Below are 26,121 nucleotides of genomic sequence, written 5' to 3' on the forward strand. Positions count from 1 at the left end.
CCGGTCGCCGAATGGTTCGCCGGCGCCGTACGCAGCATCGTCAACGGTACGACGTCGGCGGGGAGGGAATGGTTGTGACGGTGGAGGGGGCGCTCGAACGTGCGCGTGCCGCCAGGCGGATCGGACGTGTCGAGGAGGCGCGCCGGGTGCTGGGTACTGCCCTGGCGCAGGCGCACGACGACCCGGACGTGCTGGTCGAGTTGGCCGGAATCGCCTACGACAGCCTGGAATTCGACAAGGCCCCCGACTACGCGAGGCAGGCGGCTGTCGGCGATCCCGAATCGGCGGGCGCGCACGAGATGATCGCCAAAGCGTCGGCGGCACGCGGTGACTGGGACACCGCCTTCGCGCACGGCGACATCGTCGTGCGGCTTTTTCCCGACGAAGCGTTCTCATGGCTGCTGCTCGCCTGGTTGCGTGCATTCGGGGCTCCCCGGGACGAGGCCGGGGCGCGCGCGGCACTGTCGGAAGCCATCGCACTGTCGCCGGAGGACGTCGAGGTGCATCGGTCGGCTGCCGTGATCTACGCGCGCCTGCGCGACCGCGACGCGGCGCGACGACATCGCGCGGCGGGCCTCGAGATCGACCCGACACAGCCGGAACTGCTCTACCTGCAAGCTCGATCGGAATTCACCCTGAGCGGCAGCAGAACGGCGGCCGTTGCCACGCTGCGGAGCCTGCTGGCACAGACACCGGCCTATGCCTCGGCGCGGCTGATGCTCGCCGAGATCTGCTGGCGGGCCATGATGCGCTTGGCGGCATGGGTCTGGGTTTTCGCGGGATGTGCTGCGCTGGTGGGGATCTGGGGTAGACCGTGGCTGCTGTGGGTGCTGACCGTGATCTTCATCGTCGTCCTCGTCCGTGCGTGGACCGGGGTGTGCGGCACGCTGCGTGGCTGGACACCTCAGCCCGCGGTATCGGGGGCCTTGTCGGCGGTGCTCGGCATCGTCTTGCTCACGTTCCTGATCGAATGGATTCGTGCGCTCTTGATCGGCTGGATTCGTGCGCTCCGGCTGCGCCGGTCCACCCTGCGAAAAGATCTGGAGTTCGCGCTGGTCTCGGTATCGGTGGCCGCCGTGGCGACGGCGGCGCTGTTCTCGGGTGGTCGCGAAATCGACGTCGGCGTGTTGCGGAGCCGCGATGTCGTGAATACCCCTGCGCCATCGCAGGTTTCACCGAGCACGGTTCCGGTGGCACCGCCGACTCTCGTCCGGCTACCGACCGTCCCGCCCGCCCCACCACAGATCACGACCCCACGCGCGATACCGAGGCCGCCACTGTATGCGCCGTCCTACTTCCGGCTACCTACAGTTGGCCAGGTGCCGATCGTGACGCCTGAGCGCTGATCACTCGGGTGGGCTCGGCGCCCTGGCCCGATCTCGACTGCCGCGAACAGCGGCAGGCCGGTCGTCCTGACTGCCGTAGCAACGGTAGTGTGCGCCCGAGGAATCCAGGGGGAGGGGAAATCGTGCCGGTACAGGCAGCGCTCGAGCGGGCGCGGGTGGCTTTGGAGATCGGGCGGGCCGAGGAGGCTCGGGGAATTCTGGGGGCCGTGCTGGCGCAGGCACCGGACGACCCGGAACTGCTTGTCGCGCTGGGGAACACGGCCTTCGCGCTCGACGATCCGCAAGAGGCGTTGCGGTGGGCGGGGCGCGCCATCGGTGCCGACCCGGAACTGCCCGAAGCACAGATGCTGGCCGCCATGTGCGCGGCGATGCTGGGGGAGTGGGGGCGGGCGCGCGAGTACAGCGAGACGGTCCTGCGGTTGCTGCCCCACGAACCTGCGTCGCTGTTGCTGGCGGCGTGGATGATCGCCTTCGCGCCGGGCGCCGACAGCGACCGGACCGTTGCGCTCGTCGGCAAGGCCGTCGAACTCGCGCCCGACGAGGCCGGTGTGCACTGCTCCGCCGCCGAGATCTACGAGCGCCTCGGCGACTTCGACGGGATCCGGCGCCATGTCGGCGCGGGACTCCTGCTCGACCCGACCCACACAGACCTGCTCCGCATGCAGGCGCAGCTCGAGTTCGGCGGCGTCGACGGTGGCAGGCAGTCGGCGGTGGCGACGCTGCGCGGTGTCCTCGCGCAGGCGCCGACGGACAGCAAGGCGAAACGGCTGCTCGCCGAGGTGCACTGGCGATCGCTGATGCGGCTCGCCGCGTGGGTGTGGTTCTTCGCGGGTTGCTATGCGGCCGTGGCGATGTGGGCGCCCACGATGCTGCTCCGAATCGTGTCGCCGGTGCTGCTGGCGGCGATTCCGCTCGCCTGGTTCGGCGTGTTCCACAAGCTGCGCAAACAACTGCCCGACGGGTATCTGCGGGCCCGCGTATTGCGCCCGCGCGTGGTGTTCGCACTGCTCGTAGTGGTCGGTTCGGCGTTCGGTGTCGTACTCGGCGCGGTGGCGATGCGGTCGGAGTACGTGGCGTTCATCCGGATCGGGAGCTGGCTGCTCGTGCTCGGTGCGCTCGGGGCCGCGCTCGCGCATCTGCTGCTGTACACGGCGTGGTTGCGGCCGAGCCGCGACGACCCCGATCCCGAAGACGGCTTCGACTTCGCGGCCGTGCAGATCATGGTGCTCGGCATCTGCGTGGTGCCGCTGGTCGTCCTCGCCGGTCTCACACGCGGATTCGCGCGCCAGCCCGCCGTATTCGGTGCGTTCCTCGCCGTGGTCGGTGCGGTGTTGTTCACCCTCGTTCTGGAAGCCGGAATCGGAATCTGGCGCGATAGAGCGGGATACCGCAGGCTGCCCGTGATCGCGGCGATCGTGTGCGCCCTGCTGGCCGGCGCGGGTGCGGCCGTGTGGTGGGGTGGCGGCGAGATCGTCGACGGGGAAATGCGCGGCCGTGAGTTCATGAATGTGCCCGCACCACCGACGATCTCACCGCGCGAGTTCCCGACGATCCCGACCCTGCGAGTTCCGACTCTCGTCGTACCCCCGACTGTCACGGGGGTACCGGCCGTGACCCCGACCCGGTGACAGCGGCAATCGGTCCGCAGGGCCGCGCGGTCGCGGCAGCAGGTGTCGGCTCCGGCGCCCGGTGACCGTAGGCACCAGGGCAGGACCGCTGCTCGTCAGTCGTCGGCAGCGCTGTTGGCGGCGGCGACTACCGCGGGGAGCAATCCAGGAACCGCCGATTCGACATCTTCCGTGCGCAGGCGCTGATAGGTCTGCCCGTCGAGGGTGAGGCGCTCGATGAGGCCCGCTTCGCGCAGGATCTTGAAGTGGTGGGTCGCGGTGGACTTGTTGATCGCGTCGTAGAGCGCCGAGCAGCGCAGCGGGCCGCCCGCGTTGCTCAGGCGGCGCACCATTTCCAGGCGCACGGGATCGTGCAGCGCGCCGAGTACGGCGGGCAGCTCCGCCACGGGCAGGGTGGGCGCCGCGGGGAGATCTTTAGCCTGCGTCATGATCTACCTCACTCCCGGGTTTGATAGTCATCATACCCGGCGTAGGGTCAGGGTCGTTCGATGGTTATCAAACTCACCTGATGGGGGCTGCGATGGCAGCGACAACGATGGTGCCGACCGAAACCGGTCAACGGTGGGCCTACGGGCTGGTGCTCGCCGCCACGGGCGTGGCACTCGGTGTCTCCGGGGCGCCCGCCCCGCTGTACGGAATCTACGAAACCGAATGGCACCTGTCGCCGTTCACCACGACGATGGTCTTCGCCGTGTACGCGGTGGCCGCGCTCGGCGCGGTGCTGGTGTCGGGTCGCGTGTCCGATGTGGTCGGGCGCAAGCCGGTGATCGTCGGCGCGTTCGCCACCATGATCCTCGGGCTGATCGCCTTCCTGCTCGCCGACTCGGTACCGATGCTGCTGTTGGCGCGGGCCCTGCACGGCGCGGCGGTCGGGGCGACCGTGGTGGCGGGTGCCGCCGCGCTGCTGGATCTGCGACCCGAACGGGGCGCGCGGTCCGGCCAGCTCAGCGGGGTGGCGTTCAATGTGGGCATCGCGATCGCGGTGCTCGGGACCGCCGTGCTCGCCCAGTACGCGCCGTCGCCGCTGCGCACGCCGTACGTGGTGATCGCGGTGATCTGCCTGGCCGCCGCGGCCGGGATCCTCGCATTGCGCGAACCGCACGTCGCGCGCGTGAAGGGTCGCATCACGATCGCCAAACCCGCTGTGCCCCAAGAGATCAGGGCAGATTTCTGGTTCTCCGCGATCGGGGTCATGGCCGCCTGGTCGGTGCTCGGTGTGCTGCTGTCGCTGTATCCGTCGCTGGCTGCCGCGAAAACCGGCGTGCACAACCTGGTGTTCGGTGGGGCGGTGGTCGCCTCGACCGCCCTGGCCGGCGCGCTCGCGCAACTGTTCGCCACCCGCATTCCGGCGCGCAAGGCCGCGATCATCGGTGACCTCGGAATGGCCGCCGCCTTGCTGGCCACGATTCCGGCGCTGGCCACCAGACAACCGGCAGCCGTGCTGATCGCGGGGCTCGTGCTCGGCGCGACGTTTGGGCTCGGCTTCGGTGGTTCGCTGCGTCATCTGTCGGAAGTAGTGCCGCCGCATCGGCGCGGAGAAACGATGTCGGCCTATTACCTGCTCGCCTATTCGGCAATGGCTTTGCCGACGCTCGCGGCAGGTTGGGCGGCGACCACCTGGGGAATCGCGACGGTATTCCCGTGGTTCATCGCGATCGTCGCCGTGGCCTGTGTGCTGGCCGCCCTGCTCGGGCTGCGTGGCAGCCGAGCGAAAGGCTGAGGACGAACCCCGTCCGGCCGGGTGAAACGGCCGGACGGGGTCGGGCAATTATGTGGGCCAACCGCCGTAGGGCACGGTGATCAGTTCCAGGAAATGGCCGTTGGGGTCGAGGAAGTACACGCCTCGGCCCCCGTCGTTGTGATTGATCTCGTTGACGCCGTGCTGCTGCGGATCGGCCCAATGGTCCAGCTTGTAGCGCTGGATCTTGGCGTAGGCCGCGTCGAACTCGGCTTCGGAGACCAGGAACGCGTAGTGCTGCGGCTGGATCTCGGAAACGAACGGCGGCACCTTCGCGAAATCGAACGTGACGCCGTTGTCGAGCGGGATGGGAATGAACGGACCCCACTCTTTTCCTATGTCCAACCCGAGGATGTCCGCCCAGAATTCGGCGGTTTCCCTATTGTCCCGACATCCGACAATGGTGTGATTGAACTGTACTGACAGGGGATTTCTCCTTGGTTCGTGACGGCGCCGACCCTGGGCTCGGTACAAGGCGGCCGACAGGAGCACCGTCACCGGAAACGAGATTAGCGCCGAATCCCGGGCCCGGCAATGCCGATCGCGCGGTAGGTTCGCGCCATGAGGATTCGTGGAGCCGTTCTCGAACGCGTCGCCGATCCGGCACCGTTCGCGCAGTCGCGGCCGATCACCGTGTGCGAACTGGAGCTGGCCGAGCCGGGTGACGGCGAGTTGCTGGTGCGGATCGAGGCGGCCGGGTTGTGCCATTCGGACCTGTCGGTGGTCGACGGCAACCGGGTGCGCCCGGTGCCGATGCTGCTCGGTCACGAGGCGGCGGGCATCGTCGAAGCGATCGGCGCCGGTGTCGACGATGTGCCGGTCGGGCAGCGCGTGGTGATGACGTTCCTGCCGCGCTGCGGCGACTGCGCGGGCTGTGCCAGCAACGGCCGCACACCCTGCGGGCCCGGCAGTGTCGCCAACAACGCGGGCGAGCTGCTCGGCGGTGGGCGGCGGCTGCGTCGCGACGGCGAGGATGTGCACCATCACCTGGGGATTTCCGGTTTCGCCACGCACGCCGTGGTGGATCGGCGGTCGGTGGTCCCGGTCGACGACGACGTACCACCGGAGGTCGCCGCAGTCCTGGGCTGCGCGGTACTCACCGGCGGTGGCGCGCTGCTCAACGCCGCGAAACCCGGTGCGGGAGACCGGATCATGGTGGTCGGTCTCGGCGGCGTCGGGATGGCGGCCGTGCTGGTGGCGGTGTCGCTCGGGCTCGGTGAGGTGATCGCCGTCGACACCGTGCCCGACAAGCTGGCGCTGGCACGGGAATTCGGGGCCACCGCCGCCTTCACCCCCGCCGAGATCGCCGAGCGAGCGGTGAACGCCGACGTGGTGATCGAGGCCGCGGGTAATGTCCGTGCGTTCGAAACCGCCGTCGCCGCAACGGCTCCCGGTGGTGTCACCGTGACGGTCGGCCTGCCCGCACCCGAGGCCACCGCCACGATCTCCCCGCTCACACTCGTAGCCCAGGGCCGAACCATCATCGGCAGCTATCTCGGCTCGGCCGTGCCCGCCCGCGACATCCCCGAATACGTGCGGATGTGGCGCGCCGGGAAACTGCCGCTGGAACGACTCGTGTCGGCGCGCATCGGACTCGACGCGGTGAACGAGGCCATGGACGAACTCGCCGCGGGCGCCGCGCTGCGGCAGGTGATCGTTTTCGGCTGACCTCGGCGTCCCCGGCCGGTGCCTGCTCGATAGGCTTGCGGACAAGCGGAAACGATGACGAGGAGATGCGGTGACCATTCGGGTCGGAGTGCTCGGAGCACGCGGCAAGGTCGGGCAGGCCATCTGCGCGGCGGCGGAGGCGGCGGCCGATCTGGAGCTGGTGGCCCAGGTCGACAAGGACGACGCGCTGGAGGCGTTCACCGAGACCGGCACCCAGGTCGTCGTCGACTTCACCCACCCCGACGTGGTGATGGGCAACCTGAAGTTCCTGATCGAGAACGGCATCCACGCCGTGGTCGGCACCACCGGTTTCGACGAGGCACGGCTCACCGAGGTGCGCGGGTGGTTGGCGCAGCGTCCCGAGGTCGGGGTGCTGATCGCGCCGAACTTCGCGATCGGCGCGGTGCTGTCGATGCGGTTCGCCGAGCAGGCGGCGCGGTTCTTCGAGTCGGTCGAGGTCATCGAACTGCACCACCCGAACAAGGCCGACGCGCCCTCGGGCACCGCCTACCGCACCGCCGCGCTCATCGCCGCCGCCCGCGACGAGGCGGGGGTCGGGCGCAGTCCCGACGCGACGACCGCCGAACTCGAGGGTGCGCGCGGCGCCGACGTCGACGGGGTGCGCGTGCACTCGGTGCGCCTGGCCGGGCTCGTCGCCCACCAGGAGGTGCTCTTCGGGACCCAGGGCGAGACGCTGACCATCCGCCACGACTCCATCGACCGCAGCTCGTTCGCCCCCGGCGTGCTGCTCGGGGTTCGTGAGATCGCCGGACGGCCGGGCCTGACCGTCGGGCTCGACCCGTTCCTCGACTTGTGAGCGCCGATCCGGTGACCCAGGCCGAGCCGAACCGTCAGGTAGTGAAAACCGTTGCGCTCGTTGCCTTCCTGGTGCTGGCGCTGGTGTTCTACTTCATCCGCCTCGGTGGCCTTGCCATCGCCTACATCGCCGACGGCAAGCCGGCGGGCATCGCCATCGGCATCGGCATGCTCTTGCTGCCGATCGTCGGCGTGTGGATCGTGTGGACCACCTTGCAGGCCGCCCTCGATCATCAGCGCCTGGCCCGGCGCGTCCACGACGAGGGCCGCGAGGTCGACACCTCGCAGCTGCCGCGCCGCCCGTCCGGCCGCATCGAACGCGACGCGGCCGACGCCCTGTTCGCCGAGATCAAGGCCGAATGGGAAGCCGACCCGGACAACTGGCGCAGCTCCTACCGGCTGGCCCGCGCTTACGACTACGCCGGTGACCGCACCCGCGCCCGCGAGACCATGCGCCGCGCGGTGGCCCTCGAGAAACTGGAACGCGACGGAAAGTAGCTCATGGCCCGGTTGCTCATCGTCCACCACACCCCCTCGCCGCACACCCAGGCGATGTTCGAAGCGGTCCTGGCCGGTGCCACCGACCCGGAGATCGAGGGCGTCGAAGTGGTGCGCCGAGCGGCGCTGGCCGTCACCGCCGTGGACGTGCTGGAGGCCGACGGCTACCTGCTCGGCACCCCGGCCAACCTCGGCTACATGAGCGGCGCCCTCAAGCACGCCTTCGACACCATCTACTACCCGTGCCTGGACTCCACCCGTGGTCGTCCCTACGGGCTGTACCTGCACGGCAACGAGGGCACCGAGGGCGCCGAGACGAGCGTCGAGCGGATCACCACCGGGCTCGGGTGGACGCGCGCGGCCGCGCCGGTGGTGGTGTCGGGGCCTCCCGGCAAGGCCGAACTGGAACGCTGCTGGGAGCTCGGTGCCACCATCGCCGCAGGTCTGATGGGGTAAATGCGCATCGCCCCGAATTCTGGTGGCTGACATCGCGGCTGCCGATACGGTAGAACTCGACTCCGACGTGTTGCGGGCTGGCCGCGGATGGGTGTTCGAGATGGGGAGTGGTCGGTGACCGAGGTGCAGACGGTGCGACGGATCGGGTTGGTCGAGGACCACGAATCGGTGGCGATCGGGTTGGCCGCCATGCTCGGCCCCGAACCCGACCTGGAACTGGTCGCCACCGCCGAGACCGTCGCGGGCTTGCTCGCCGACGCCGACGACCTGGATCTGGTGGTGCTCGACCTGCGCCTGCCCGACGGGTCGAGCCCCGAGGACAACGTCACCGCGCTGCGCGAGCGCGGCATCGAGGTGCTGGTGTTCACCGGCGCCGACAACGCCTTCCTCGTCCGCTCGGCCGCCAAGGCCGGCGTGCTCGGCGTGCTGCGCAAATCCGAGGGCGCGGCCACCGTGGTCGATGCCGTCCGCCGCGCGGCCTCCGGCGAACAGGTGGTCACCACCGACTGGGCCGCCGCCATCGACGGCGACCCGCAGCTGTCCGACGTGGGTCTGAGCCCACGCCAGGAGGAAGTGCTCATGCTCTACGCCTCGGGCGAGAAGGCCTCGCGCGTGGCCCGCCTCACGGGGCTGTCGGAACAGACTGTCAACGACTACCTCGGCCGCATCCGGCAGAAATACGCCGACGCGGGCAGGCCCGCGCCCACCAAGACCGACCTGTACAAACGGGCCGTCGAGGACGGGTGGCTGCCCGTGCCGGAGAGGCAGCAGCGCACGTGAGCACCGCGGTCGCCGCCGCGCCCGCACCCGTCGCCGAGATCGACCTGTCGCACGCGGCGACCGATCAGATCCTGCGCAGGCTCGGAGTGGTCATCGGGATCGGTGCGCTGATCGTGATGATGCTCGAATTGCCCGCGGTGCTGGTGCAACCGGTCTACCTCGCGCGCTGGCCCGAGATCCACCTCGTGTCGGCCTATGTGCTGTTCGCGGTACTGGCGATCGTGTCGGCGCGCGGCCCGGTGCGCGCGATCCGGCGTGCGGCCGGCGCCGCCGCGGTGGTCTATCTCGCCGCGGCGGCGGTGACACCGCTGCTGTACTCGGTGACCTACATCGGCTCGTTCGCCTCCTGGCCGTACCGGGGACTGGCTGTCGGTGCGCTGGCGGCCGGTCTGGCATGGCCACGGCGGGTGGCTGCGGTCTTCGTCGCGCTGCTGGCGACGGTGGCCGCGATATCGAATGTGCTGGTGATCCCTGGTAGTTCGATGTGGACGCTGGTCGGTGACATCACCCGGGCGCTCGGTGTGGCCGCGCTGTTCCTGTGGTGCGTGGTGTACGCGCGGGCCGCCGCCGAACGAGTCGACCGGGAGGCCATCCGGCAGCGGGTACGCGCCGCGACGGTCGCGGCGACCACCGCCCGCGAACGCGAAGGCGCCCGCTTCGCCGCACTCATCCACGACGCGGTGCTGTCGACCCTGCTCGAGGCCTCACGCAGTGCCGGGTCGACCCCGGTGCTGCGCCGCCAGGCCGCACGTACCCTCGAACAGCTCGAACAGTCACGCAACGCCCCCGAGATCGACCACTTCGACGCCGCCGCCACGGTCGAGTTCCTGCGCGACGCGGTGCGTGAAGTGGACCCCGAGCTGCCCGTTCAGGTTTCCTCACGCGGTGCCGACCTGCGGCTGCCGGTGGAATCGGCGCGGGTGCTCGGCGCGGCACTCATGGAGGCGGTGCGCAACAGCTTGCGCCATGCGGGCGCAACCGGTCGCACCGTTCGGCGTGGCTTGTCGGTGACCATCGCGACCGGCGGCATCCGGGTGGTGCTCACCGACGACGGCGTCGGCTTCGACCCGGCCCGCGTCCCGGCCGACCGGATGGGCATCACCGGCAGCATCCTCGGCCGCATGCGCACCCTCGCGGGCGGCGCGGCGTTCGTCGAGTCCTCGCCCGGCGCGGGCACCGTGGTCACCCTGGTGTGGGCCAGCGATGGCTGAGCGCGACCTGCCGTTCGGGATGCGCGACCTGTTCGGCCTCAGCGACGGAACCGCCTGGCTGTTCGTCGTCATCTTCGAAGCGACCATCGTGATGCACCTGCGGGTGAACTTCGGCATCGCCCCACCACTGCCCGCCACGGCCGCACTGCTGCTGATGGCGGCGGCCGCGCTGGTGGTGCTGGTGTTCCCGATGGATCCGCTGCCCTGGCCGCCGACGGTGTTCGTCGCGGCCGCCGGACCGATGGCGATGGCGCTGACCGTGCCGTGGGTGCAGAACCCCTCGGGTTTCTCCAACCAGTTGTGGACGGCCTATCCCACTTCGTATCTGCTGGCCATGCTCGTCCTGCGCGGGCGGGTCGGTGCGGCCTGGCTCGGCGTGGCGGCGGCCGCGTCGGTGCTCATGACGCTCGGGGTGTTCACCGAGTGGCACGCGGAAACCGTGGTGCGCGCGCTGACCCCGATCGCGACCGTCGGCGCGGTGACGGTGTTCATGGCCATCGTGCGGCCCACCCAGCGCTCGCTGCGCGAGCTGGGATCGCAGGCGAACCTGCGCGCCGCCACCGAGGCGGCCCTGCACGCGGCGACGGCCGAGCGGGACCGTCAGCTGGTCCGGCTCGACCAGGTGGCGGGCCCGATCCTGACCCGCATCGCCGAGGGACGCGAACTCACCGACGACGAACGCGAACAGTGCAGGCTGCTCGAAGCCGAACTGCGTGACGGATTACGCGCCCCCGAACTGGTCACCGAACGCCTGAGCACCGCCGCCCGGGGCGCGCGGGCGCGCGGTGTGGAGGTGACACTGCTCGACGACGGCGGTTTCCGTGGTGTCCCGGAATGGGTGCGGCGCAACGTGATCGAGGCCGCCGTCGAAGCACTCGACGCGGCCCGGGCGGGCACCGTCACCGTGCGGGTGCTGCCCATCGGCAGACGCTGGGTGGCGACGGTGCTGGCCACCGGACCCGACGGCGACCGCCGCACCGAGATCGATACCGCCGGTGACGTGCGGGTTTCCACCTGACCCGAATCTGTCGTACCCCTGTGCCAGGGTGGTGGCATGCAGCGGATGAATGCGGCGGCGGCCCGGCGGATCGCGCTGGCCGCCCAGGGTTTCGGCAAACGCCGCCCGGCCAACCCCAAACGGCGGGCGATTCTCGATGTGGTGGCCAGAACCCGCCTGCTGCAACTGGATTCGGTCTCGGCCGTGGTACGCGCCCACTACGCGCCGGTGTTCAGCCGCATCGGCCCCTACGACCGCACCCTGCTCGACGGCGCCGCCTGGAGCGACAGCCCACGCGCCAGGCGCGGACTCGTCGAGTACTGGGCACACGAGGCCGCACTCATCCCGGTCGCCGACTGGCCGCTGATGCGGTGGCGCATGGCCGAATACGAACACGGCCGGTGGGCGGGCATGCGCAAGGCGGCCGAACGCAACCCGACGCTCGGCAAGGACATCCTCGACGTGGTCACCGAGGTCGGTGCGGCCAGCGCCCGCGAGATCGAACGGCATCTCGAACTCGACAAGCCGCGCCCCAAGGGCACCTGGTGGAATCTCAGCGACACCAAACTGATCTGCGAGCAGTTGTTCGCCGCGGGCGAGTTGTCCACCGCGCGCCGGGTCGGCTTCACCCGCCACTACGACCTCACCGAGCGCGTCGTCCCCGCCGACATCCGTGAACGTGCGATCGCCGAAGCCGACGCGGTGCGGGAACTGGTGCGCCGCGCGAGCCGGGCGCTCGGTATCGCCACCGAACCCGACCTGCGCGACTACTACCGGCTGCACCGCCGCCAGAGCGCGCCTGCCATCGCCGAACTCGTCGACGCGGGCGAACTCGTCCCGGTCGATGTCGACGGCTGGGACGCACCGGCCTACCTGCACCCGGAGGCGAGTATCCCGCGCCGGATCACGGGTGCGGCCCTGCTGTGCCCGTTCGACCCGCTCATCTTCTTCCGGCCCCGCACACAGCGCGTGTTCGACTTCCACTACCGCATCGAGATCTACACACCCGAACCCCAACGGGTGCACGGGTATTACGTCTTCCCGTTCCTGCTCGACGGCAAGCTCGTCGGCCGGGTCGACCTGCGCGCCGAACGCGCGACCGGACGGCTGCTCGCCCCCGCCGCGTTCGCCGAACCCGGCCACGCCACCGCCGAGACCGCCCACGCGCTGCGCGGCGCGCTACGCGAGATGGCGGACTGGCTCGAACTCGACGAGGTGGTGATCGGCGAGCGCGGCGACCTGGCCCCGCTGTTATGACCGGGTGCGCGTCACCATTTCTGCCCGCGCATCTGATCGCGCAAGGCGCCGGTGACCGCGCCCGAGAGCCACGAGTTCAGTGACTGCCCGTTCTGCTGGGCGGCTTCCTCGGCGCGGGACTTGAGCTGTTCGACCAGCCGCAGGGTGACGCGGCTGATGTCGCCGGTCATCTCCTCGAAGGTCGGGGGTTCGGCATCGTCGCCGGACGTGTTCTTGCGCACGTCGGCCACGACGTCGGTGCCGTCGAGACGCACGTGCACGGTGCGGTCACCGAGCTCGGTACTGATCTCGGCGGCCAGTTCCGACAGTGCCGACAGCAGCACCAGCCGGTGCGAGCTCTCCACCGCTGCGGCCAGTGCGGCGGCGGTGGCCTGCGTTTTCTCGTCGCCGAGAGCCGCGGCGGCGAGCAGTTCCTCGCGCAGCCGCGCGGTGTGAGCGTTCAGATCCATGACATCAGCATGACGTCACTCATGACATCACGCAAGGAAGGCGACCCCTACCGGCCGCGACTTCGGCCGCTAGGGTGTCGAGGCGCTCGAGCCGACCGGGTAGCCTTTCTGACCATGACGAACGGTGAATCGACGCCCACGGAGCTGCACGCATCCGGCACGGTAGGTGTCGCGATGGTGACCCCCTTCAGCGCTGCGGGCAAGCTCGACGTGGACGCCGGGGTGGCGCTGGCCGCTCGCCTGGTCGATCGCGGCGTCGATCTGCTCGTCGTCTCGGGCACCACCGGCGAGTCGCCGACCACCACCGAGTCGGAGAAGGTCGATCTGCTGCGCGCCGTCGTCGATGCCGTCGGCGACCGCGCCACCATCATGGCCGGTGCCGGAACCTACGACACCGCGCACTCCATCGAGCTCTCGCGCGCCGCCGAGAACGCGGGCGCGCACGGTCTGCTCGTGGTGACCCCCTACTACTCCCGGCCGACGCAGGAGGGGCTGATCGCACACTTCACCGCGGTCGCCGACGCCACGTCGCTGCCGGTGACGCTCTACGACATTCCACCGCGGTCGGTGGTGCCGATCGCCATCGACACGATCCGATATCTGTCCGAGCATCCGAACATCGTCGCCGTGAAGGACGCCAAGGGCGACCTCGTCTCCGGTGCCGATCTCATCTCGAGCACCGGACTGGCGTTCTACTCCGGTGACGACGGGCTCAATCTGCCCTGGCTCTCGGTGGGTGCTGTCGGATTCATCAGTGTGATCGGGCATCTGGTGCCCGAACGCCTGCGCGAGATCCACCAGGCCTATACGGCCGGTGAGGTGGCTCGGGCCAGGGAGCTCAACGCGACACTGCTGCCGCTGTACGCGGCCATGACCCGCCTGGGAGGTGTGGCGATGTGTAAGGGAGGACTTCAATTGCTCGGGATCGACGTGGGTGAACCACGGTTGCCCCAGCTGATGCCGACGCCGGCTCAGCTCGACGAGCTGGCGCTGGATCTGCAAGCCGCGGGGGTGACCGCATGACCGAACCCACTGGTCGCAAGCCCCGTCGCCGGGCCGCGTCGCGTCCCGCGGGCGCGCCGGAACCTACCCCGGCCGAGATCGCACAGGCGGCCGAGCCGGTCGCTGTGCCGCCTGTGGCCGAACAGCCCGTGGCAGCACCCGCCGCGGCCGAACCGGTCGCCGAGATCGCCGCCGAGGCGGAACTGACGGCCGAGGCCGAGTCGGTACCCGAGGCGCTCGAGATCGCGCAGGATCGCGCCCCGGCGAAGAAGACGACCTCGCGTCGCGCCAAGGCCAAGCCCGCCGAGCAGGCCGCTACCCAGCAGCCGAACCGTCGCGGTGGCGGCGGCGGCCGGGGTCGCCAGGGTGGTCGCGGCCGCGGTGACGCGCAGGCCGAGCCGCGCGAGAAGGCCGCTCAGGACAAGCTGGGTCTTCCGCCCAAGCTGCCCAAGAACGGGCTGCGCGTGTTCGCCCTCGGCGGCATCGGCGAAATCGGCCGCAACATGACCGTTTTCGAATACAACGGCAAGCTGCTGATCGTCGACTGCGGTGTGCTGTTCCCCGAGGACCAGCAGCCGGGCGTCGACCTGATCCTGCCCGATTTCCGGCCCATCGAGGACCGGATGGACGACATCGAGGCGATCGTGCTCACGCACGGTCACGAGGACCATATCGGCGCGGTGCCGTTCCTGCTGCGCATGCGCCCCGACATCCCGGTGATCGGCGCCAAGTTCACCCTCGCCCTGGTGGCGGCCAAGGCCCGTGAGCACCGGCTGCAGCCGCGGCTGCGCGAGGTCGCCGAGGGTGAGACCACCGTGCACGGGCCGTTCGAGCTCGAGTACTTCGCGGTCAACCACTCCATCCCCGACGCGCTGGCCGTGGCCATCCGCACCCCGGCGGGCGTGGTGCTGCACACCGGCGACATCAAGCTCGACCAGCTGCCCCTGGACGGCCGCCTCACCGACCTGGCCGGGTTCTCCCGACTGGGCGACGAGGGCGTCGACCTGTTCCTGGTCGACTCGACCAACGCCGAGGTCCCCGGCTTCGTCACTCCCGAACGCGAGATCGGCGGGGTGCTCGACAATGTGATCGGCAAGGCCCGTAACCGGGTGATCGTCGCGTCGTTCGCCAGCCACGTGCACCGCATCCAGCAGGTGGTCGACGTGGCCCAGAAGCACAACCGCAAGGTGTGTTTCGTCGGCCGCTCGATGGTGCGCAACATGCAGATCGCCCAGGACCTGGGCTACCTGTCGGTGCCCGACAATGTCGTGGTCGAGATGGATCAGGCCGCGAACCTGCCCGGCAACCGCCTGGTGCTGATCTCGACCGGTTCCCAGGGCGAACCGCTCTCGGCGCTGGCCCGGATGGCCCGCGGCGACCACCGCCAGATCAACATCCGCGCCGACGACCTGATCGTGCTGGCGTCCTCGCTGATCCCCGGCAACGAGAACTCGGTGTTCGCCGTGGTCAACGGCCTGGCCCGGCTCGGCGCCACCGTCATCACCCAGCAGAGCGCCAAGGTGCACGTCTCCGGGCATGCCTCGGCCGGTGAGCTGCTGTACCTGTACAACGCGGTGCGCCCGACCAACGCCATGCCGGTGCACGGCGAATGGCGCCACCTGCGCGCCAATGCCGCGCTCGCGGTGGCGACCGGTGTGCCGGAGGAGCGGGTCGTGCTCGCCGAGGACGGCGTCGTGGTCGACCTGGTCGACGGCATCGCCTCCATCGTCGGCCGGGTCCCCGTCGGGCACGTCTACGTCGACGGGCTCTCCGTGGGTGACGTCGGCGAGTCGACGCTGTCGGACCGCCTGGTGCTCGGTGAGGGTGGCTTCATCTCGATCGCCATCGTCATCGACGCCACCACCGGCAAAACGGTGAGCACCCCCGAGATCAACGGGCGTGGTTTCTCCGACGACCCCACCGCGCTCGACGGCGCGAACGAACTGGTCGAGGCGGAGCTGCTTCGTCTGGCGGGCGAGGGCATCACCGATACCCACCGCATCGCCCAGGGCGTGCGCCGGGTGGTCGGCCGATGGGTCGCCGACACCTACCGGCGCCGCCCGATGATCGTGCCGACGGTCATCGGCGTCTGACCCTCGAAATACGAAAACCGCCGGGTGACGTTGTCGCCCGGCGGTTTTCGTCGTTTCTCAGGCCTGGCAGGCCGCGGAGTCGAGCTTGGCCGACTTCACGATGTTGCAGGCGAAGGTGTGCGACACCTTCCACGACTCGTCCTCGGCGACGAAGTCGATGAAGGCGTCCTGCACGGGCTGGCCGTCGATGGTGACATCGGCGTCGGCTTTGAGCTTGCCGTCGGCGGGCTCACCCACGTTGGTGATGGAGACCTTCACATTGTTCTTCTTGGCGGCGTCGACGAACTTGTCGACCAGCATCGGGTCCTGGTCGGCGTCCTCGATGTAGGTCTTCTTCTCGTCGGCGGTGAGCTGGCCGCTCATCGCCTTGGTGAGCCGCGCGTTGAGTTCCTCGACGGTCGGCTTGGGCAGGTTCGGCGGGGTGGTCTCGGCGACGTCGCCGCCTTCTTCCTTGTCCTGCTTGGCCGTACCGGACTCGAAGGCGGCCGCGGTGGTGGTGGCGCCCGCGCTGCTCGACTCGGTGTCCGAAGAACCGCACGCGCTCAGGCCCAGCGACGCGACGAGCGCGACGAGGACGGCGGCGGTCTTGATCGGTCGGTTGTTCACTACAACTCCCATGATGGTGGTCGAAACGGTCGGGCTAGAGCTGGTAACCGCTGGTGCAGTTCCAGTGCTTGATCGAGGCATTGCCCGGATTGCGGTTCAGCGCTTCGCGTTTGGCGCCACCGATGGTCGAGGCCGAGCCGTAGCTCCACCAGCCACGCGAGATCGCGATGGCTCCGCACCCGTTGCGATAGGAGACCTTCACGTCGCAACCGCCGCCGCCACCGCCGCGCCGGCAGGCCGACATGGCGCCCGCCTCGGCATCGGCGTAGCTGCCGTAATCGGTCGCGTACCCGTACACCCCCGAATTGACCGACGCCGCGATGGCGCCGTAGTAGCCCGACTGCGCCTGCGCCGGTGCGATGTGCCCCGCGAACATGGTCGCGACGGTGGCACCCAGCACGGCCGCGCTGGTGAGCATTCTCTTCACTTGTTCCCCTTCATACGCATGGGTCGACGACCCGATGGAGCGCAGTCAAAGTACCGAGCGGTGTGCTGCCCGCGCCACCGCTGGCAGCCCAGATCGGCCGAAATACTGGAAATCGGCAAGGATTCGGTAAGCGACGGGCCGCGAAACGCCCTCGATCCGGTATTTCCGCGCGTTGACCGGCGGGCCCGCGACCTGCGGGTCCGGCGCGTATCGGCGGTCACATCACCCGTGGGACCAGTGTTGCGGATGGTCTCGATGGTGTGCGAGCGGCTAGCCTGATCGTCATGGCAGGTAAGTCCCGCAGCACCACGACCTCTCGTGCGCGGGCGGGATCGAGCAGGGGGCAGACGCCGTCGGCGCGGTCTCGTTCGACGACACCGCGAGCGTCGTCGGCCGCGCGTGGGCGAACCACCCCCGCCCGCAGACCCGTCAAACGCGCCTCGAACACCGCACCGCTGGCCGTCATCGGCCGGGGCATCACCAGCGGCTGGACGATGCTCGCGCGCGGCCTCGGCGCCACCACCCGCACGCTGAGCCGCGCCGGCGAACTCGAGCACGGGCATCGTCGCGACGGGATCGGCTTGGCGCTCATCGCGTTGAGCGTGATCATCGCCGCCGCGGTGTGGTTGTCGGCCGGTGGCCCGGTGGGGCGTTTCCTCGAGGACGTCGTGCGCGCGATCGCCGGGTCGGCGGCCGCGGTGGCGCCGCTGCTGTTCGTGGCGATCGCGGTGGTGCTGATGCGCACCGAACCGCATCCGGAGATCCGGCCACGGCTGGTCCTCGGCGGTCTGCTGGTGATCCTGCCCGCGCTCGGCATCTGGCACCTGGCGGCCGGGTCACCCACCGACGCGCACGGACGTTCGCGCGCCGCGGGCGCGCTCGGCTACGCCATCGGCGGCCCGCTCGGCCAGGGGCTCACCCCGTGGCTGGCGATGCCGATTCTGTTGCTGGCCATGGTGTTCGGTGTGCTGTTGCTCACGGGGACCACGGTGCGTGAGGTGCCGTCGCGGTTGCGCGAATACTTCGGCCTCGGCGAATACGCCGACGACAGCGACCCTTACGACCCGGCCAACTACGACGCCGACGGTTTCCCGGTGCACCGCAACCGGTCCCGGCGCGGCGCAGCGTCGGCGGCCGACGATTTCGCCGGTTCCGACGCGGTGACCGAGTCGCTGGGCGAGCCGCCGCTGCGCGATGCCAAACCTATCGTCGAGGAGCCGCCCGCTCCCGCGCCGAAACGGGCCCGCAAGCGTCCGGCTCCCGCACCCGTCGACCAGACACCACCGCCACCGCCGGAACCGGAGTTCGTCACCGATCGTGTGGTCGACGGCGACTACTCGCTGCCGCCGCTGAGCCTGCTGCTCGACGGCGACCCGCCCAAGAAGCGTTCGGCCGCCAACGAATCGATGATCGAGGCGATCACCGAGGTCCTGGTGCAGTTCAAGATCGACGCCGCGGTCACCGGATTCGTGCGCGGGCCGACCGTCACCCGGTACGAGGTGGAGCTCGGCCCCGGCGTGAAGGTCGAGAAGATCACCGCCCTGGCCCGCAACCTCGCCTACGCCGTGGCGACGGAGAACGTGCGCCTGCTCGCACCCATTCCGGGCAAGTCGGCGGTGGGTATCGAGGTACCCAATGCCGACCGCGAACTGGTCCGCCTGGCCGACGTGCTCAAATCGCCGCACACCCGCAACGACCACCATCCGCTGGTGATCGGCCTCGGCAAGAACATCGAGGGTGAGTTCGTGTCGGCGAATCTGGCCAAGATGCCGCACCTGCTGGTGGCGGGTTCCACCGGTTCCGGTAAGTCCAGCTTCGTCAACTCGATGCTGATCTCGTTGCTGCACCGGGCCACCCCCGAAGAGGTCAGGATGATCCTGATCGACCCGAAGATGGTGGAACTCACGCCCTACGAGGGCATTCCGCACCTGATCACGCCCATCATCACCCAGCCCAAGAAGGCCGCCGCCGCGCTGGCCTGGCTGGTGGAGGAGATGGAACAGCGCTACCAGGACATGCAGGCCAACAAGGTCCGCCACATCGACGACTTCAACAAGAACGTGCGCTCGGGCAAGATCACCGCTCCGCTCGGCAGCGAGCGGGTCTACCGGCCCTACCCGTACATCCTCGCCATCGTCGACGAGCTCGCCGACCTGATGATGACGGCCCCGCGTGACGTCGAGGACGCGATCGTGCGGATCACCCAGAAGGCGCGTGCGGCGGGCATCCACCTGGTGCTGGCCACTCAGCGGCCCTCGGTCGATGTGGTGACCGGTCTGATCAAGACCAACGTGCCCTCGCGGCTGGCGTTCGCGACGTCCTCGCTCACCGACTCGCGGGTCATCCTCGATCAGCCGGGCGCGGAGAAGCTGATCGGCATGGGTGACGGCCTGTTCCTGCCGATGGGCGCGGGTAAGCCGACGCGTCTGCAGGGTGCCTTCATCTCCGACGAGGAGATCCAGGCGGTCGTCGAGTACAGCAAGACCCAGGCCGAACCGGAGTACCAGGAGGGCGTCACCGCCGCCAAGGCGGGCGAGACCAAGGACGTCGACCCCGATATCGGTGACGACATGGACGTGTTGCTGCAGGCGGTGGAACTGGTGGTCACCTCACAGTTCGGCTCCACCTCCATGCTGCAGCGCAAACTGCGTGTCGGTTTCGCCAAGGCGGGCCGGCTGATGGACCTCATGGAGACCCGAGGTGTCGTCGGCCCGAGCGAGGGCTCCAAGGCACGCGACGTGCTGGTGAAGCCCGACGAACTCGATGGTCTGCTGTGGTCGATCCGTGGCGGCGATCCGGCGGATTCCGGGGACGGCGAATAGCGCACTGCTGGTTTGCTCTGACCGTGCCGTCAGCGAGCGGCGACGAACGAGGAGGGACCGGGGCGCGGAGTGCCGATCGCGGGGAGCGGCCGGAGGCGGGCTCGGGTCAGTTGCCGATGCCCGCGCGCGACACGCGCTGGGGGAGCGCGGCGTCCTCGGGCAGCCGTGACATCGCGGCGAAATGGTTGTACTCGGCGGTCACGGCTGACTCCTCTCGCGGTGCCGGTGGGTGGTCGATGTGTCGACGGTAGCAGCGGCCGTGACGAGGCGAAACGGGTTTTCGGCTCGGCTACCGGCGTGGACGGGTTGGCGCGGCTGTGTGTGGAATCATGGCGGGCAATCGCTCCGCAAAGTTGGCTGAAACGGACATATTGGACATGATGGACGGCATGAACCTCATCGATCGGACCACTTCATGGATGTGACCACGCTCGAATGGGTGATCACCGGCTTGGTGATCCTCGGACTGTTCGTCTTCGACTTCTTCGCTCACGTGCGCACGCCGCACGAACCGACCTTCAAGGAATCGGGCATCTGGTCGGCCGTCTACATCGGCCTCGCTCTGCTGTTCGGCGGGTACGTCGCCTGGAAATGGGGCGGCACCTTCGCCGGGGAGTACTACGCCGGTTTCGTCACCGAGAAGGCGCTCTCGGTGGACAACCTGTTCATCTTCCTCATCATCATGACCACCTTCGCGGTGCCGCGGATGTACCAGCAGAAGGTGCTGCTCATCGGCATCGTGCTCGCCCTGGCGATGCGCGGTGTGTTCATCGCCGTCGGCGCGGCCGCGATCAGCGCGTTCAGCTGGGTGTTCTACCTGTTCGGCGCGTTCCTGATCTACACCGCGATCAAGCTGCTGCGCGAGAGCGGGCACGAGGCCGAGCACGAGGAGCAGCGCGACAGCCGCATCGTCGCGCTGGCCAAGCGGGTGCTGCCGACCACCGACCAGTACGACGGCGACAAACTGATCACCAAGATCGACGGCAAACGAGTGGTCACCCCGCTGCTGATGGCGCTGCTGGCCATCGGTTTCGCCGACCTGCTCTTCGCCCTCGACTCGATTCCGGCCATCTACGGTCTCACCGAGCAGCCGTACCTGGTGTTCACCGCCAACGCTTTCGCCCTGATGGGTCTGCGTCAGCTGTACTTCCTCATCGGTGGGCTGCTGGACCGGCTGGTGTACCTGTCCTACGGTCTGGCCGCCATCCTGGCGTTCATCGGTGTGAAGCTGGTGCTGCACGCGCTGCACGAGAACACTCTGAGCTTCATCAACGGCGGCGAGCACGTGAGCGTGCCGGAGATCTCCACGCCGGTGTCGCTGAGCGTGATCCTCGGAATTCTCGTGATCGCGACGGTGGCGAGCCTGCTGAAGACCCGCCGCACGTCTGTTTGACCGACGCGGAACAGCCCGGAACCCGTGGGGTTCCGGGCTGTTCGCGTGTGCGGGCTATTCGGAGAAGGCGCCCATCACGGGCAGCCACTCGACCACGCGCACGTCCTCGATCAGGCCGAGTTTCGCGAACGGGTCCTCGGTGAGCAGTTGCTCGAGCGAGGACTTGTCCTCGGCCCGGAACAGCAGCAGGGCGCCCGAACCGTCCGGGTACGGGCCGCTGGTGAGCACGGTGCCCGCGTCGACCAGGGCATTCAGCCAGCCCCGGTGCTCCGGCCGGTTGGTTGTCCGCTCGGCCGCGGTGGCCTCGGTGTAGGTGTAGTGGACGGCGAAGATCGGCACGTCGATCAACTTTCTCGCGGTGGGTATCTACAGGGTGAGCAGCATGCGGGTGTTGCCGAGGGTGTTCGGCTTCACGAAACTCAGGTCGAGGAACTCGGCGACACCGGTGTCGTAGGAACGGCACATCTCCGCGTACACCTCGGCGGTCACCGGCGTGCCGTCGATCTCCACGAAACCGTGCCTGCCGAAGAAGTCGACCTCGAAGGTGAGCACGAACACCCGCTGCAACTGCAGCTCCCGTGCCACCTCGACCAGCTGACGCACCACCGCGCCGCCCACCCCGCACCCCTTGACCACCGGATCGACCGCGACTGTGCGCACCTCACCCAGATCGGCCCACAACACGTGCAGCGCGCCGCATCCCACGACCCGGCCCTCGACCTCGGCAACCCAGAATTCCTGCACCGACTCGTACAGGGTGACCAGGTTCTTCTCCAGCAGGATCCGGCCGGCGTACTCGTCGACCAGACGTTTGATCTCGGGGACATCCGAGGTTCGCGCTCGTCGCACGGTGACGTCTCGAACTGGCGCCACGGTAGGCGCGGACGGGTGCGCGTCGCTGGTCGGACCACCTGCTGGTCCCCGTGAAGTCATGGGGTGCACAGTAGTCGGCCCGGTTACCGATAGTCTGAACATGTGCCGCACATCCTGTCGTTCCGCTCATCGCATCGCGCCGGGCCCGGCGACCGGGGAATACGGCACTGCACGCGTGAGCAAACATCGCGCGACACACCCGATATTCGGCGCAGTGCCGGTGAGTGCCGAGAGGGCGGGGGCATGAGAGGTCAGCGCCTGGCGGCGGAAGCGTGCGTGACCACGGAGGGCGCCCGACCATGCCGAGAAGACGCAGCATGAGCGTGCGACCCGAGGAGATCGAACGCGAGACGGGGCGGCTACCGGGGATGTCCGAACATCAGGTCCCGGTGGTCAATATCGCGAACGTGCTGACGGTGGCGCGCATCGTCCTGGTGCCGCTGTTCGTGCTCGCGCTGTTCGCCGACGGCGGGCACGACACCCGCTGGCGCGTGATCGCGGCGGCCGTCTTCGGACTCGCCGCCATCACCGACCGGTTCGACGGGCAACTCGCCCGCAAATACGGTCTCGTCACCGATTTCGGCAAGCTCGCCGACCCCATCGCCGACAAGGCGCTGATCGGCGCGGCCCTGATCGGGCTCTCGATCCTCGGTGATCTGCCCTGGTGGATCACCCTGGTCATCTGCGGCCGCGAACTCGGCATCACCCTGCTGCGGCTGGTCGTGGTGCGCCGCGGAGTGATCCCGGCCGGGCGCGGCGGCAAACTCAAGACACTCGTGCAATCGGTGGCCATCGCCCTGCTGGTGCTGCCACTGTCCGGTGCGTTCGCCACCGCGGGCATGGTGCTGATGTACCTGGCCGTGGCGCTCACCGTGATCACCGGCCTCGACTACGTCGGCCAGGCCGTGCGGGTATGGGTGGCGGGTGGTCGCGCGCGCAACGAGTCGCGCGGGTGAACGACCCCCTGATCGCCGGTGCGCCGGTCGCCGAGCTGGTCGCGGCACTCACGGCCGCGGGCCAGACCGTCGCCACCGCCGAATCGCTCACCGCGGGGCTGCTCGCCGCGACGATCGCCGGGGTGCCCGGCGCCAGTGCGGTGCTGCGCGGCGGGCTCGTCGTCTACGCCACCGACCTCAAGCACCGGCTGGCGGGGGTGGACGAAGAGGTGCTGCGCGTCGAGGGCGCGGTCGCGGCGTCCACCGCCGAACAGCTCGCCGTGGGCGCGCGCGAACGCTGCGCGGCGGACTGGGGGATCGGCCTCACCGGGGTCGCTGGACCCGATTCCCAGGACGGGCATCCGGTCGGCACGGTATACCTCGGAGTAGCCGGACCCGATCACAGCGCGGTGAGCCGGTTGAAACTGCACGGTGACCGGTGGAACATCAGGATCGGTGCGGTGCACAACGCGATCGGGGAGTTATTGCGCTGTGTCGGTGGGTACGGCGATGTGACGACGGACTAGCCGCGTCCGGGAACCCTCGGCCGCTGCTCGACGTTGTGCCAGAAAGAGGTGAGCACCGCCCGAGGCGGTGACCCGAGGTGGAGGAGAACGAGATGACGCTGCTGCGGGAGGCAATCGGGGACAGTCTGCGGCGTGCGCGTCTGGCCCAGCATCGGACGCTGCGCGAGGTGTCGACCTCGGCGCGCGTGAGCCTCGGCTATCTGTCGGAAGTGGAGCGCGGCCGCAAAGAAGCCTCCAGTGAACTGCTCGCCGCCATCTGCGAGGCACTCGACGTGCCGTTGTCGCGGGTGCTGTGGGACGTGAGCACCATCATGGCCGGAGCCGACGGCTCCGCGCCCCGCGAACCCGCGCTCACCGAGCCCGTGGCCGAACCCGTCGCCGAACCGGTGCCCGCCGAGCCGTCGGCCACCGCGAGCGCGCAGGCCGACGTGGACGCGCGCATCGGGATCGCCGAGGACACCCGCATCGTCATCCCGGCCCCGCGGGCCGAGATGCTGGTATTGGTGAAAGGGATGTGACGCGGCGAACCCGCGTGACGCTGCGCACTACTGGTGAGAGCGGATAGATTCTCATCAGGCGTCGAGTGGGCCGGTCATATCGGTCCGGGTGCCGCATGGTGAAGGATAAGCACATATCTGGTGCGTGACGGTCGCGCACCACCAGTCGCACGAGCGACGCACAGATGGAGGCGGGATCAATCGATGGCTAATCCGTTCGTGAAGGCCTGGAAGTACATGATGGCCCTTTTCGACTCCAAGATCGAAGAGCATGCGGATCCGAAGGTCCAGATCCAGCAGGCGATCGAGGAGGCGCAGCGTCAGCATCAGGCGCTGTCGCAGCAGGCGGCGTCGGTGATCGGCAACCAGCGTCAGCTGGAGATGAAGCTGAACCGCCAGCTCGACGAGGTCGAAAAGCTCAACGCCAATGCCCGCCAGGCCGTCACCCTGGCCGATCAGGCGCAGGCCGCGGGCGACACCGAGAAGGCGATCCAGTACACCAACGCCGCCGAGGCGTTCGCCGCCCAGCTGGTCACCGCCGAGCAGTCGGTGGAAGACCTCAAGGTGCTGCACGACCAGTCCCTGCAGGCCGCCGCACAGGCCAAGAAGGCGGTCGAGCAGAACGCGATGATGCTGCAGCAGAAGGTCGCCGAACGCACCAAGCTGCTCAGCCAGCTCGAGCAGGCCAAGATGCAGGAGCAGGTCTCGGCCTCGCTGCAGCAGATGGACTCCACCCTGTCCGCGCCCGGTTCCACCCCCAGCCTCGACGCCGTGCGCGACAAGATCGAACGCCGCTACGCCAACGCCCTCGGTTCGGCTGAGCTGGCCCAGAACTCGGTGCAGGGCCGGATGATGGAGGTGCAGCAGGCCAGCATCCAGATGGCCGGGCACAGCAAGCTCGAGCAGATCCGTGCCTCCATGCGCGGCGATGCCCTGCCCACCGGGAACAACGCGGCCATCGACCCGGCCACGCAGCAGCCCGCGGCGCCGCAGATCAACAAGGGTGGCCAGGCGGCTCAGCAGTAGTCACGCCACCTCGGGCCGTCGGCCGACGCTCGATACTCGCGCCCGTCGCGGGCGTCGAACGCCGACCGGCGGCCCGGCCCTGTTCAGGGTGAGGTTGTCGTACCCGCGTGGCACTCTGGGTAGGTGGAAGGATCACGATGAGCGGCAGAACGCGGCGCGACCGGATCGAGGTCGCCGATCCGATGGCGGTTGTGCAGTCGACGATGAACGGCGGGGTTCCGGCGACACTGCGCGGAGTGGGCGAGCAGGCGCTCGTCGCGGTGCGGCGCTGGGCCGACCCCCGCGAGCGTGAGTTGCGGCGTCGCCGCCGGATGCGCAGGCGCAGTTTCCAGCTGGGTACGGCTTCGGGGATCACGACGGTCGGCGCGGTGGGGTTGGCCGTGGTGTCGGCGCCGGCGTGGGCGGTGGTCGTCATCGGTGGTGGGGCAGTGGCTTTCGTGACCGGCGCCGCGGTGAATGCGCGGCGGTATCTGCGCACCCGCAGTCAGCCGTTGCCGCAGGCGACCTTCGTGCCACGCAAATCACCGGGACTGCGGTCGGCGGCCCGGTCGCCGATCCAGCGGCTGATCCGCGCCGAACGCGCGCTGCACGGACTCGGTTCCCAGATCGCGCGCACCAGGCGCCTCCCCGAGGACGAGTTGCGCGATCTGCTCGCTACGGCGAACTCCGGCGCCGCGGCCCTGCACGCGCTGGCCGCCGACGTGGTCGCCATGGAACAGGCCGCCGACACAGTGGGTCGGGCGAACCCGGAGACGGTGTCGGCGTTGAAGACCACGGTCACCGCCGTGCTCGCGCGCCTGGAAACCGGCGTCGTGGAATACGAACAGCTCGTCGCGGCGGCCGCCCGCATCCTGGCCGTCCCGGAGGACACCGTCGTCGCCTACCAGTTCAACGGCATCGTCGCCGACCTGCGCGAAGCCGCCGACCGCCTCGACGGCTGGGCGCAGGCCCTCACCGAGATGGCCGACGGACCCGGCTTGTCGTCGCCCGATCTTCCCCGCTGAAATCTCGCCCGTACGGATCCCATACTCGCGCAGCGGGTATCCCGGGTCGGGCGGCCCGACTCGACAGACCTG

The 26,121-nt window shown here is 69.2% G+C and carries 27 protein-coding genes; 20 read left to right on the forward strand and 7 right to left on the reverse strand.

Features of this window, described 5'->3' with window-relative positions; translation table 11 throughout:
• Nucleotides 1-74: 74 nt before the first annotated feature.
• Together LDL21_RS14230 and LDL21_RS14235 are read left to right on the forward strand one after the other, a co-directional pair.
• Nucleotides 75-1,346: a tetratricopeptide repeat protein gene (locus tag LDL21_RS14230; protein ID WP_225280456.1), complete on the forward strand. Its 1,272-nt coding sequence runs from the start codon at nucleotides 75-77 to the stop codon at nucleotides 1,344-1,346.
• A gap of 122 nt (nucleotides 1,347-1,468) precedes the next feature.
• Nucleotides 1,469-2,974 carry a tetratricopeptide repeat protein gene (locus tag LDL21_RS14235; RefSeq protein WP_225280457.1) on the forward strand — a complete coding sequence of 502 codons (1,506 nt, stop codon included), beginning with the start codon at nucleotides 1,469-1,471 and terminating at the stop codon, nucleotides 2,972-2,974.
• 95 nt (nucleotides 2,975-3,069) lie between these two features.
• On the opposite strand, the gene LDL21_RS14240 is transcribed toward LDL21_RS14235, so the two are convergent.
• Nucleotides 3,070-3,402, reverse strand: a complete 333-nt coding sequence (locus LDL21_RS14240; RefSeq protein WP_067492681.1) for an ArsR/SmtB family transcription factor — start codon at nucleotides 3,400-3,402, stop codon at nucleotides 3,070-3,072.
• A gap of 92 nt (nucleotides 3,403-3,494) precedes the next feature.
• On the opposite strand from LDL21_RS14240, the gene LDL21_RS14245 reads away from it, so the two are divergent.
• On the forward strand, nucleotides 3,495-4,694 hold the full coding sequence (locus LDL21_RS14245) for an MFS transporter (RefSeq protein WP_225280458.1): 1,200 nt from the start codon (nucleotides 3,495-3,497) through the stop codon (nucleotides 4,692-4,694).
• A gap of 48 nt (nucleotides 4,695-4,742) precedes the next feature.
• On the opposite strand, the gene LDL21_RS14250 is transcribed toward LDL21_RS14245, so the two are convergent.
• Complete coding sequence (locus LDL21_RS14250) at nucleotides 4,743-5,138, reverse strand: VOC family protein (protein ID WP_067492972.1); 396 nt, start codon at nucleotides 5,136-5,138, stop codon at nucleotides 4,743-4,745.
• Nucleotides 5,139-5,273: 135 nt separating this feature from the next.
• On the opposite strand from LDL21_RS14250, the gene LDL21_RS14255 reads away from it, so the two are divergent.
• The 8 genes from LDL21_RS14255 (at nucleotide 5,274) to LDL21_RS14290 (ending at nucleotide 12,395) form a co-directional block, all read left to right on the forward strand.
• Nucleotides 5,274-6,380 (forward strand): zinc-binding dehydrogenase, encoded by a 1,107-nt coding sequence (locus LDL21_RS14255; protein WP_225280459.1) that lies wholly within the window; start codon nucleotides 5,274-5,276, stop codon nucleotides 6,378-6,380.
• 70 nt (nucleotides 6,381-6,450) lie between these two features.
• Nucleotides 6,451-7,197: a 4-hydroxy-tetrahydrodipicolinate reductase gene (gene dapB / locus LDL21_RS14260; RefSeq protein ID WP_181696923.1), complete on the forward strand. Its 747-nt coding sequence runs from the start codon at nucleotides 6,451-6,453 to the stop codon at nucleotides 7,195-7,197.
• Nucleotides 7,194-7,694 (forward strand): hypothetical protein, encoded by a 501-nt coding sequence (locus LDL21_RS14265; RefSeq protein ID WP_225280460.1) that lies wholly within the window; start codon nucleotides 7,194-7,196, stop codon nucleotides 7,692-7,694. Before dapB ends, LDL21_RS14265 begins: the two co-directional genes overlap by 4 nt.
• A gap of 3 nt (nucleotides 7,695-7,697) precedes the next feature.
• Nucleotides 7,698-8,150: a flavodoxin family protein gene (locus tag LDL21_RS14270; RefSeq protein WP_225280461.1), complete on the forward strand. Its 453-nt coding sequence runs from the start codon at nucleotides 7,698-7,700 to the stop codon at nucleotides 8,148-8,150.
• Between the two features lie 87 nt (nucleotides 8,151-8,237).
• Nucleotides 8,238-8,930, forward strand: a complete 693-nt coding sequence (locus LDL21_RS14275) for a response regulator transcription factor (protein ID WP_067492691.1) — start codon at nucleotides 8,238-8,240, stop codon at nucleotides 8,928-8,930.
• Complete coding sequence (locus tag LDL21_RS14280; protein WP_181696925.1) at nucleotides 8,927-10,141, forward strand: sensor histidine kinase; 1,215 nt, start codon at nucleotides 8,927-8,929, stop codon at nucleotides 10,139-10,141. The genes LDL21_RS14275 and LDL21_RS14280 overlap by 4 nt, the downstream gene beginning before the upstream one ends.
• Nucleotides 10,134-11,159 (forward strand): DUF8320 family protein, encoded by a 1,026-nt coding sequence (locus LDL21_RS14285; protein ID WP_181696926.1) that lies wholly within the window; start codon nucleotides 10,134-10,136, stop codon nucleotides 11,157-11,159. The genes LDL21_RS14280 and LDL21_RS14285 overlap by 8 nt, the downstream gene beginning before the upstream one ends.
• 36 nt (nucleotides 11,160-11,195) lie before the next feature.
• Entirely contained in the window at nucleotides 11,196-12,395 is a 1,200-nt protein-coding gene (locus LDL21_RS14290; protein WP_225280462.1) for a winged helix-turn-helix domain-containing protein, read from the forward strand.
• Between the two features lie 11 nt (nucleotides 12,396-12,406).
• Here the strand turns inward: LDL21_RS14290 and LDL21_RS14295 are convergent, their stop codons facing one another.
• Entirely contained in the window at nucleotides 12,407-12,844 is a 438-nt protein-coding gene (locus tag LDL21_RS14295) for a hypothetical protein (protein ID WP_067492704.1), read from the reverse strand.
• 114 nt (nucleotides 12,845-12,958) lie between these two features.
• On the opposite strand from LDL21_RS14295, the gene dapA reads away from it, so the two are divergent.
• Both dapA and LDL21_RS14305 read left to right on the forward strand, forming a co-directional pair.
• Complete coding sequence (gene dapA, locus LDL21_RS14300; protein WP_067492706.1) at nucleotides 12,959-13,867, forward strand: 4-hydroxy-tetrahydrodipicolinate synthase; 909 nt, start codon at nucleotides 12,959-12,961, stop codon at nucleotides 13,865-13,867.
• Nucleotides 13,864-15,939: a ribonuclease J gene (locus tag LDL21_RS14305; RefSeq protein WP_225280463.1), complete on the forward strand. Its 2,076-nt coding sequence runs from the start codon at nucleotides 13,864-13,866 to the stop codon at nucleotides 15,937-15,939. Before dapA ends, LDL21_RS14305 begins: the two co-directional genes overlap by 4 nt.
• 57 nt (nucleotides 15,940-15,996) lie before the next feature.
• On the opposite strand, the gene LDL21_RS14310 is transcribed toward LDL21_RS14305, so the two are convergent.
• Both LDL21_RS14310 and LDL21_RS14315 read right to left on the reverse strand, forming a co-directional pair.
• Entirely contained in the window at nucleotides 15,997-16,545 is a 549-nt protein-coding gene (locus tag LDL21_RS14310; protein WP_067636350.1) for a WKL family lipoprotein, read from the reverse strand.
• Between the two features lie 34 nt (nucleotides 16,546-16,579).
• On the reverse strand, nucleotides 16,580-16,963 hold the full coding sequence (locus LDL21_RS14315; RefSeq protein ID WP_225280807.1) for a DUF4189 domain-containing protein: 384 nt from the start codon (nucleotides 16,961-16,963) through the stop codon (nucleotides 16,580-16,582).
• 293 nt (nucleotides 16,964-17,256) lie between these two features.
• On the opposite strand from LDL21_RS14315, the gene LDL21_RS14320 reads away from it, so the two are divergent.
• A complete protein-coding gene (locus LDL21_RS14320; RefSeq protein WP_225280464.1) occupies nucleotides 17,257-19,794 on the forward strand; it encodes a DNA translocase FtsK in 2,538 nt (845 codons plus the stop codon).
• Nucleotides 19,795-20,209: 415 nt separating this feature from the next.
• Nucleotides 20,210-21,187 (forward strand): TerC family protein, encoded by a 978-nt coding sequence (locus tag LDL21_RS14325; protein WP_225280465.1) that lies wholly within the window; start codon nucleotides 20,210-20,212, stop codon nucleotides 21,185-21,187.
• 54 nt (nucleotides 21,188-21,241) lie between these two features.
• Here LDL21_RS14325 and LDL21_RS14330 read toward each other — a convergent pair whose 3' ends face one another.
• Both LDL21_RS14330 and LDL21_RS14335 read right to left on the reverse strand, forming a co-directional pair.
• Nucleotides 21,242-21,526: a YciI family protein gene (locus tag LDL21_RS14330; protein WP_181696931.1), complete on the reverse strand. Its 285-nt coding sequence runs from the start codon at nucleotides 21,524-21,526 to the stop codon at nucleotides 21,242-21,244.
• Between the two features lie 27 nt (nucleotides 21,527-21,553).
• Nucleotides 21,554-22,120 (reverse strand): amino-acid N-acetyltransferase, encoded by a 567-nt coding sequence (locus LDL21_RS14335; RefSeq protein ID WP_225280466.1) that lies wholly within the window; start codon nucleotides 22,118-22,120, stop codon nucleotides 21,554-21,556.
• A gap of 257 nt (nucleotides 22,121-22,377) precedes the next feature.
• On the opposite strand from LDL21_RS14335, the gene pgsA reads away from it, so the two are divergent.
• The 5 genes from pgsA to pspM all read left to right on the forward strand — a co-directional run bounded on the left by pgsA (nucleotide 22,378) and on the right by pspM (nucleotide 26,049).
• Nucleotides 22,378-23,016, forward strand: a complete 639-nt coding sequence (gene pgsA / locus LDL21_RS14340) for a CDP-diacylglycerol--glycerol-3-phosphate 3-phosphatidyltransferase (RefSeq protein ID WP_181696932.1) — start codon at nucleotides 22,378-22,380, stop codon at nucleotides 23,014-23,016.
• Nucleotides 23,013-23,522 (forward strand): CinA family protein, encoded by a 510-nt coding sequence (locus LDL21_RS14345; protein WP_225280467.1) that lies wholly within the window; start codon nucleotides 23,013-23,015, stop codon nucleotides 23,520-23,522. Before pgsA ends, LDL21_RS14345 begins: the two co-directional genes overlap by 4 nt.
• Before the next feature lie 92 nt (nucleotides 23,523-23,614).
• The gene (locus tag LDL21_RS14350; protein ID WP_067492978.1) at nucleotides 23,615-24,040 is read left to right on the forward strand and encodes a helix-turn-helix domain-containing protein; all 426 of its coding nucleotides are present in this window, start codon (nucleotides 23,615-23,617) and stop codon (nucleotides 24,038-24,040) included.
• Between the two features lie 183 nt (nucleotides 24,041-24,223).
• Nucleotides 24,224-25,045, forward strand: coding sequence for a PspA/IM30 family protein (locus tag LDL21_RS14355; protein ID WP_225280468.1), 822 nt, complete (start codon nucleotides 24,224-24,226; stop codon nucleotides 25,043-25,045).
• A 137-nt stretch (nucleotides 25,046-25,182) separates the two neighbouring features.
• The gene (pspM, locus tag LDL21_RS14360) at nucleotides 25,183-26,049 is read left to right on the forward strand and encodes a phage shock envelope stress response protein PspM (RefSeq protein ID WP_225280469.1); all 867 of its coding nucleotides are present in this window, start codon (nucleotides 25,183-25,185) and stop codon (nucleotides 26,047-26,049) included.
• Nucleotides 26,050-26,121: the final 72 nt, after the last annotated feature.

This window comes from Nocardia rosealba, assembly GCF_020216065.1.
GTDB classification, from domain to species: domain Bacteria; phylum Actinomycetota; class Actinomycetes; order Mycobacteriales; family Mycobacteriaceae; genus Nocardia; species Nocardia rosealba.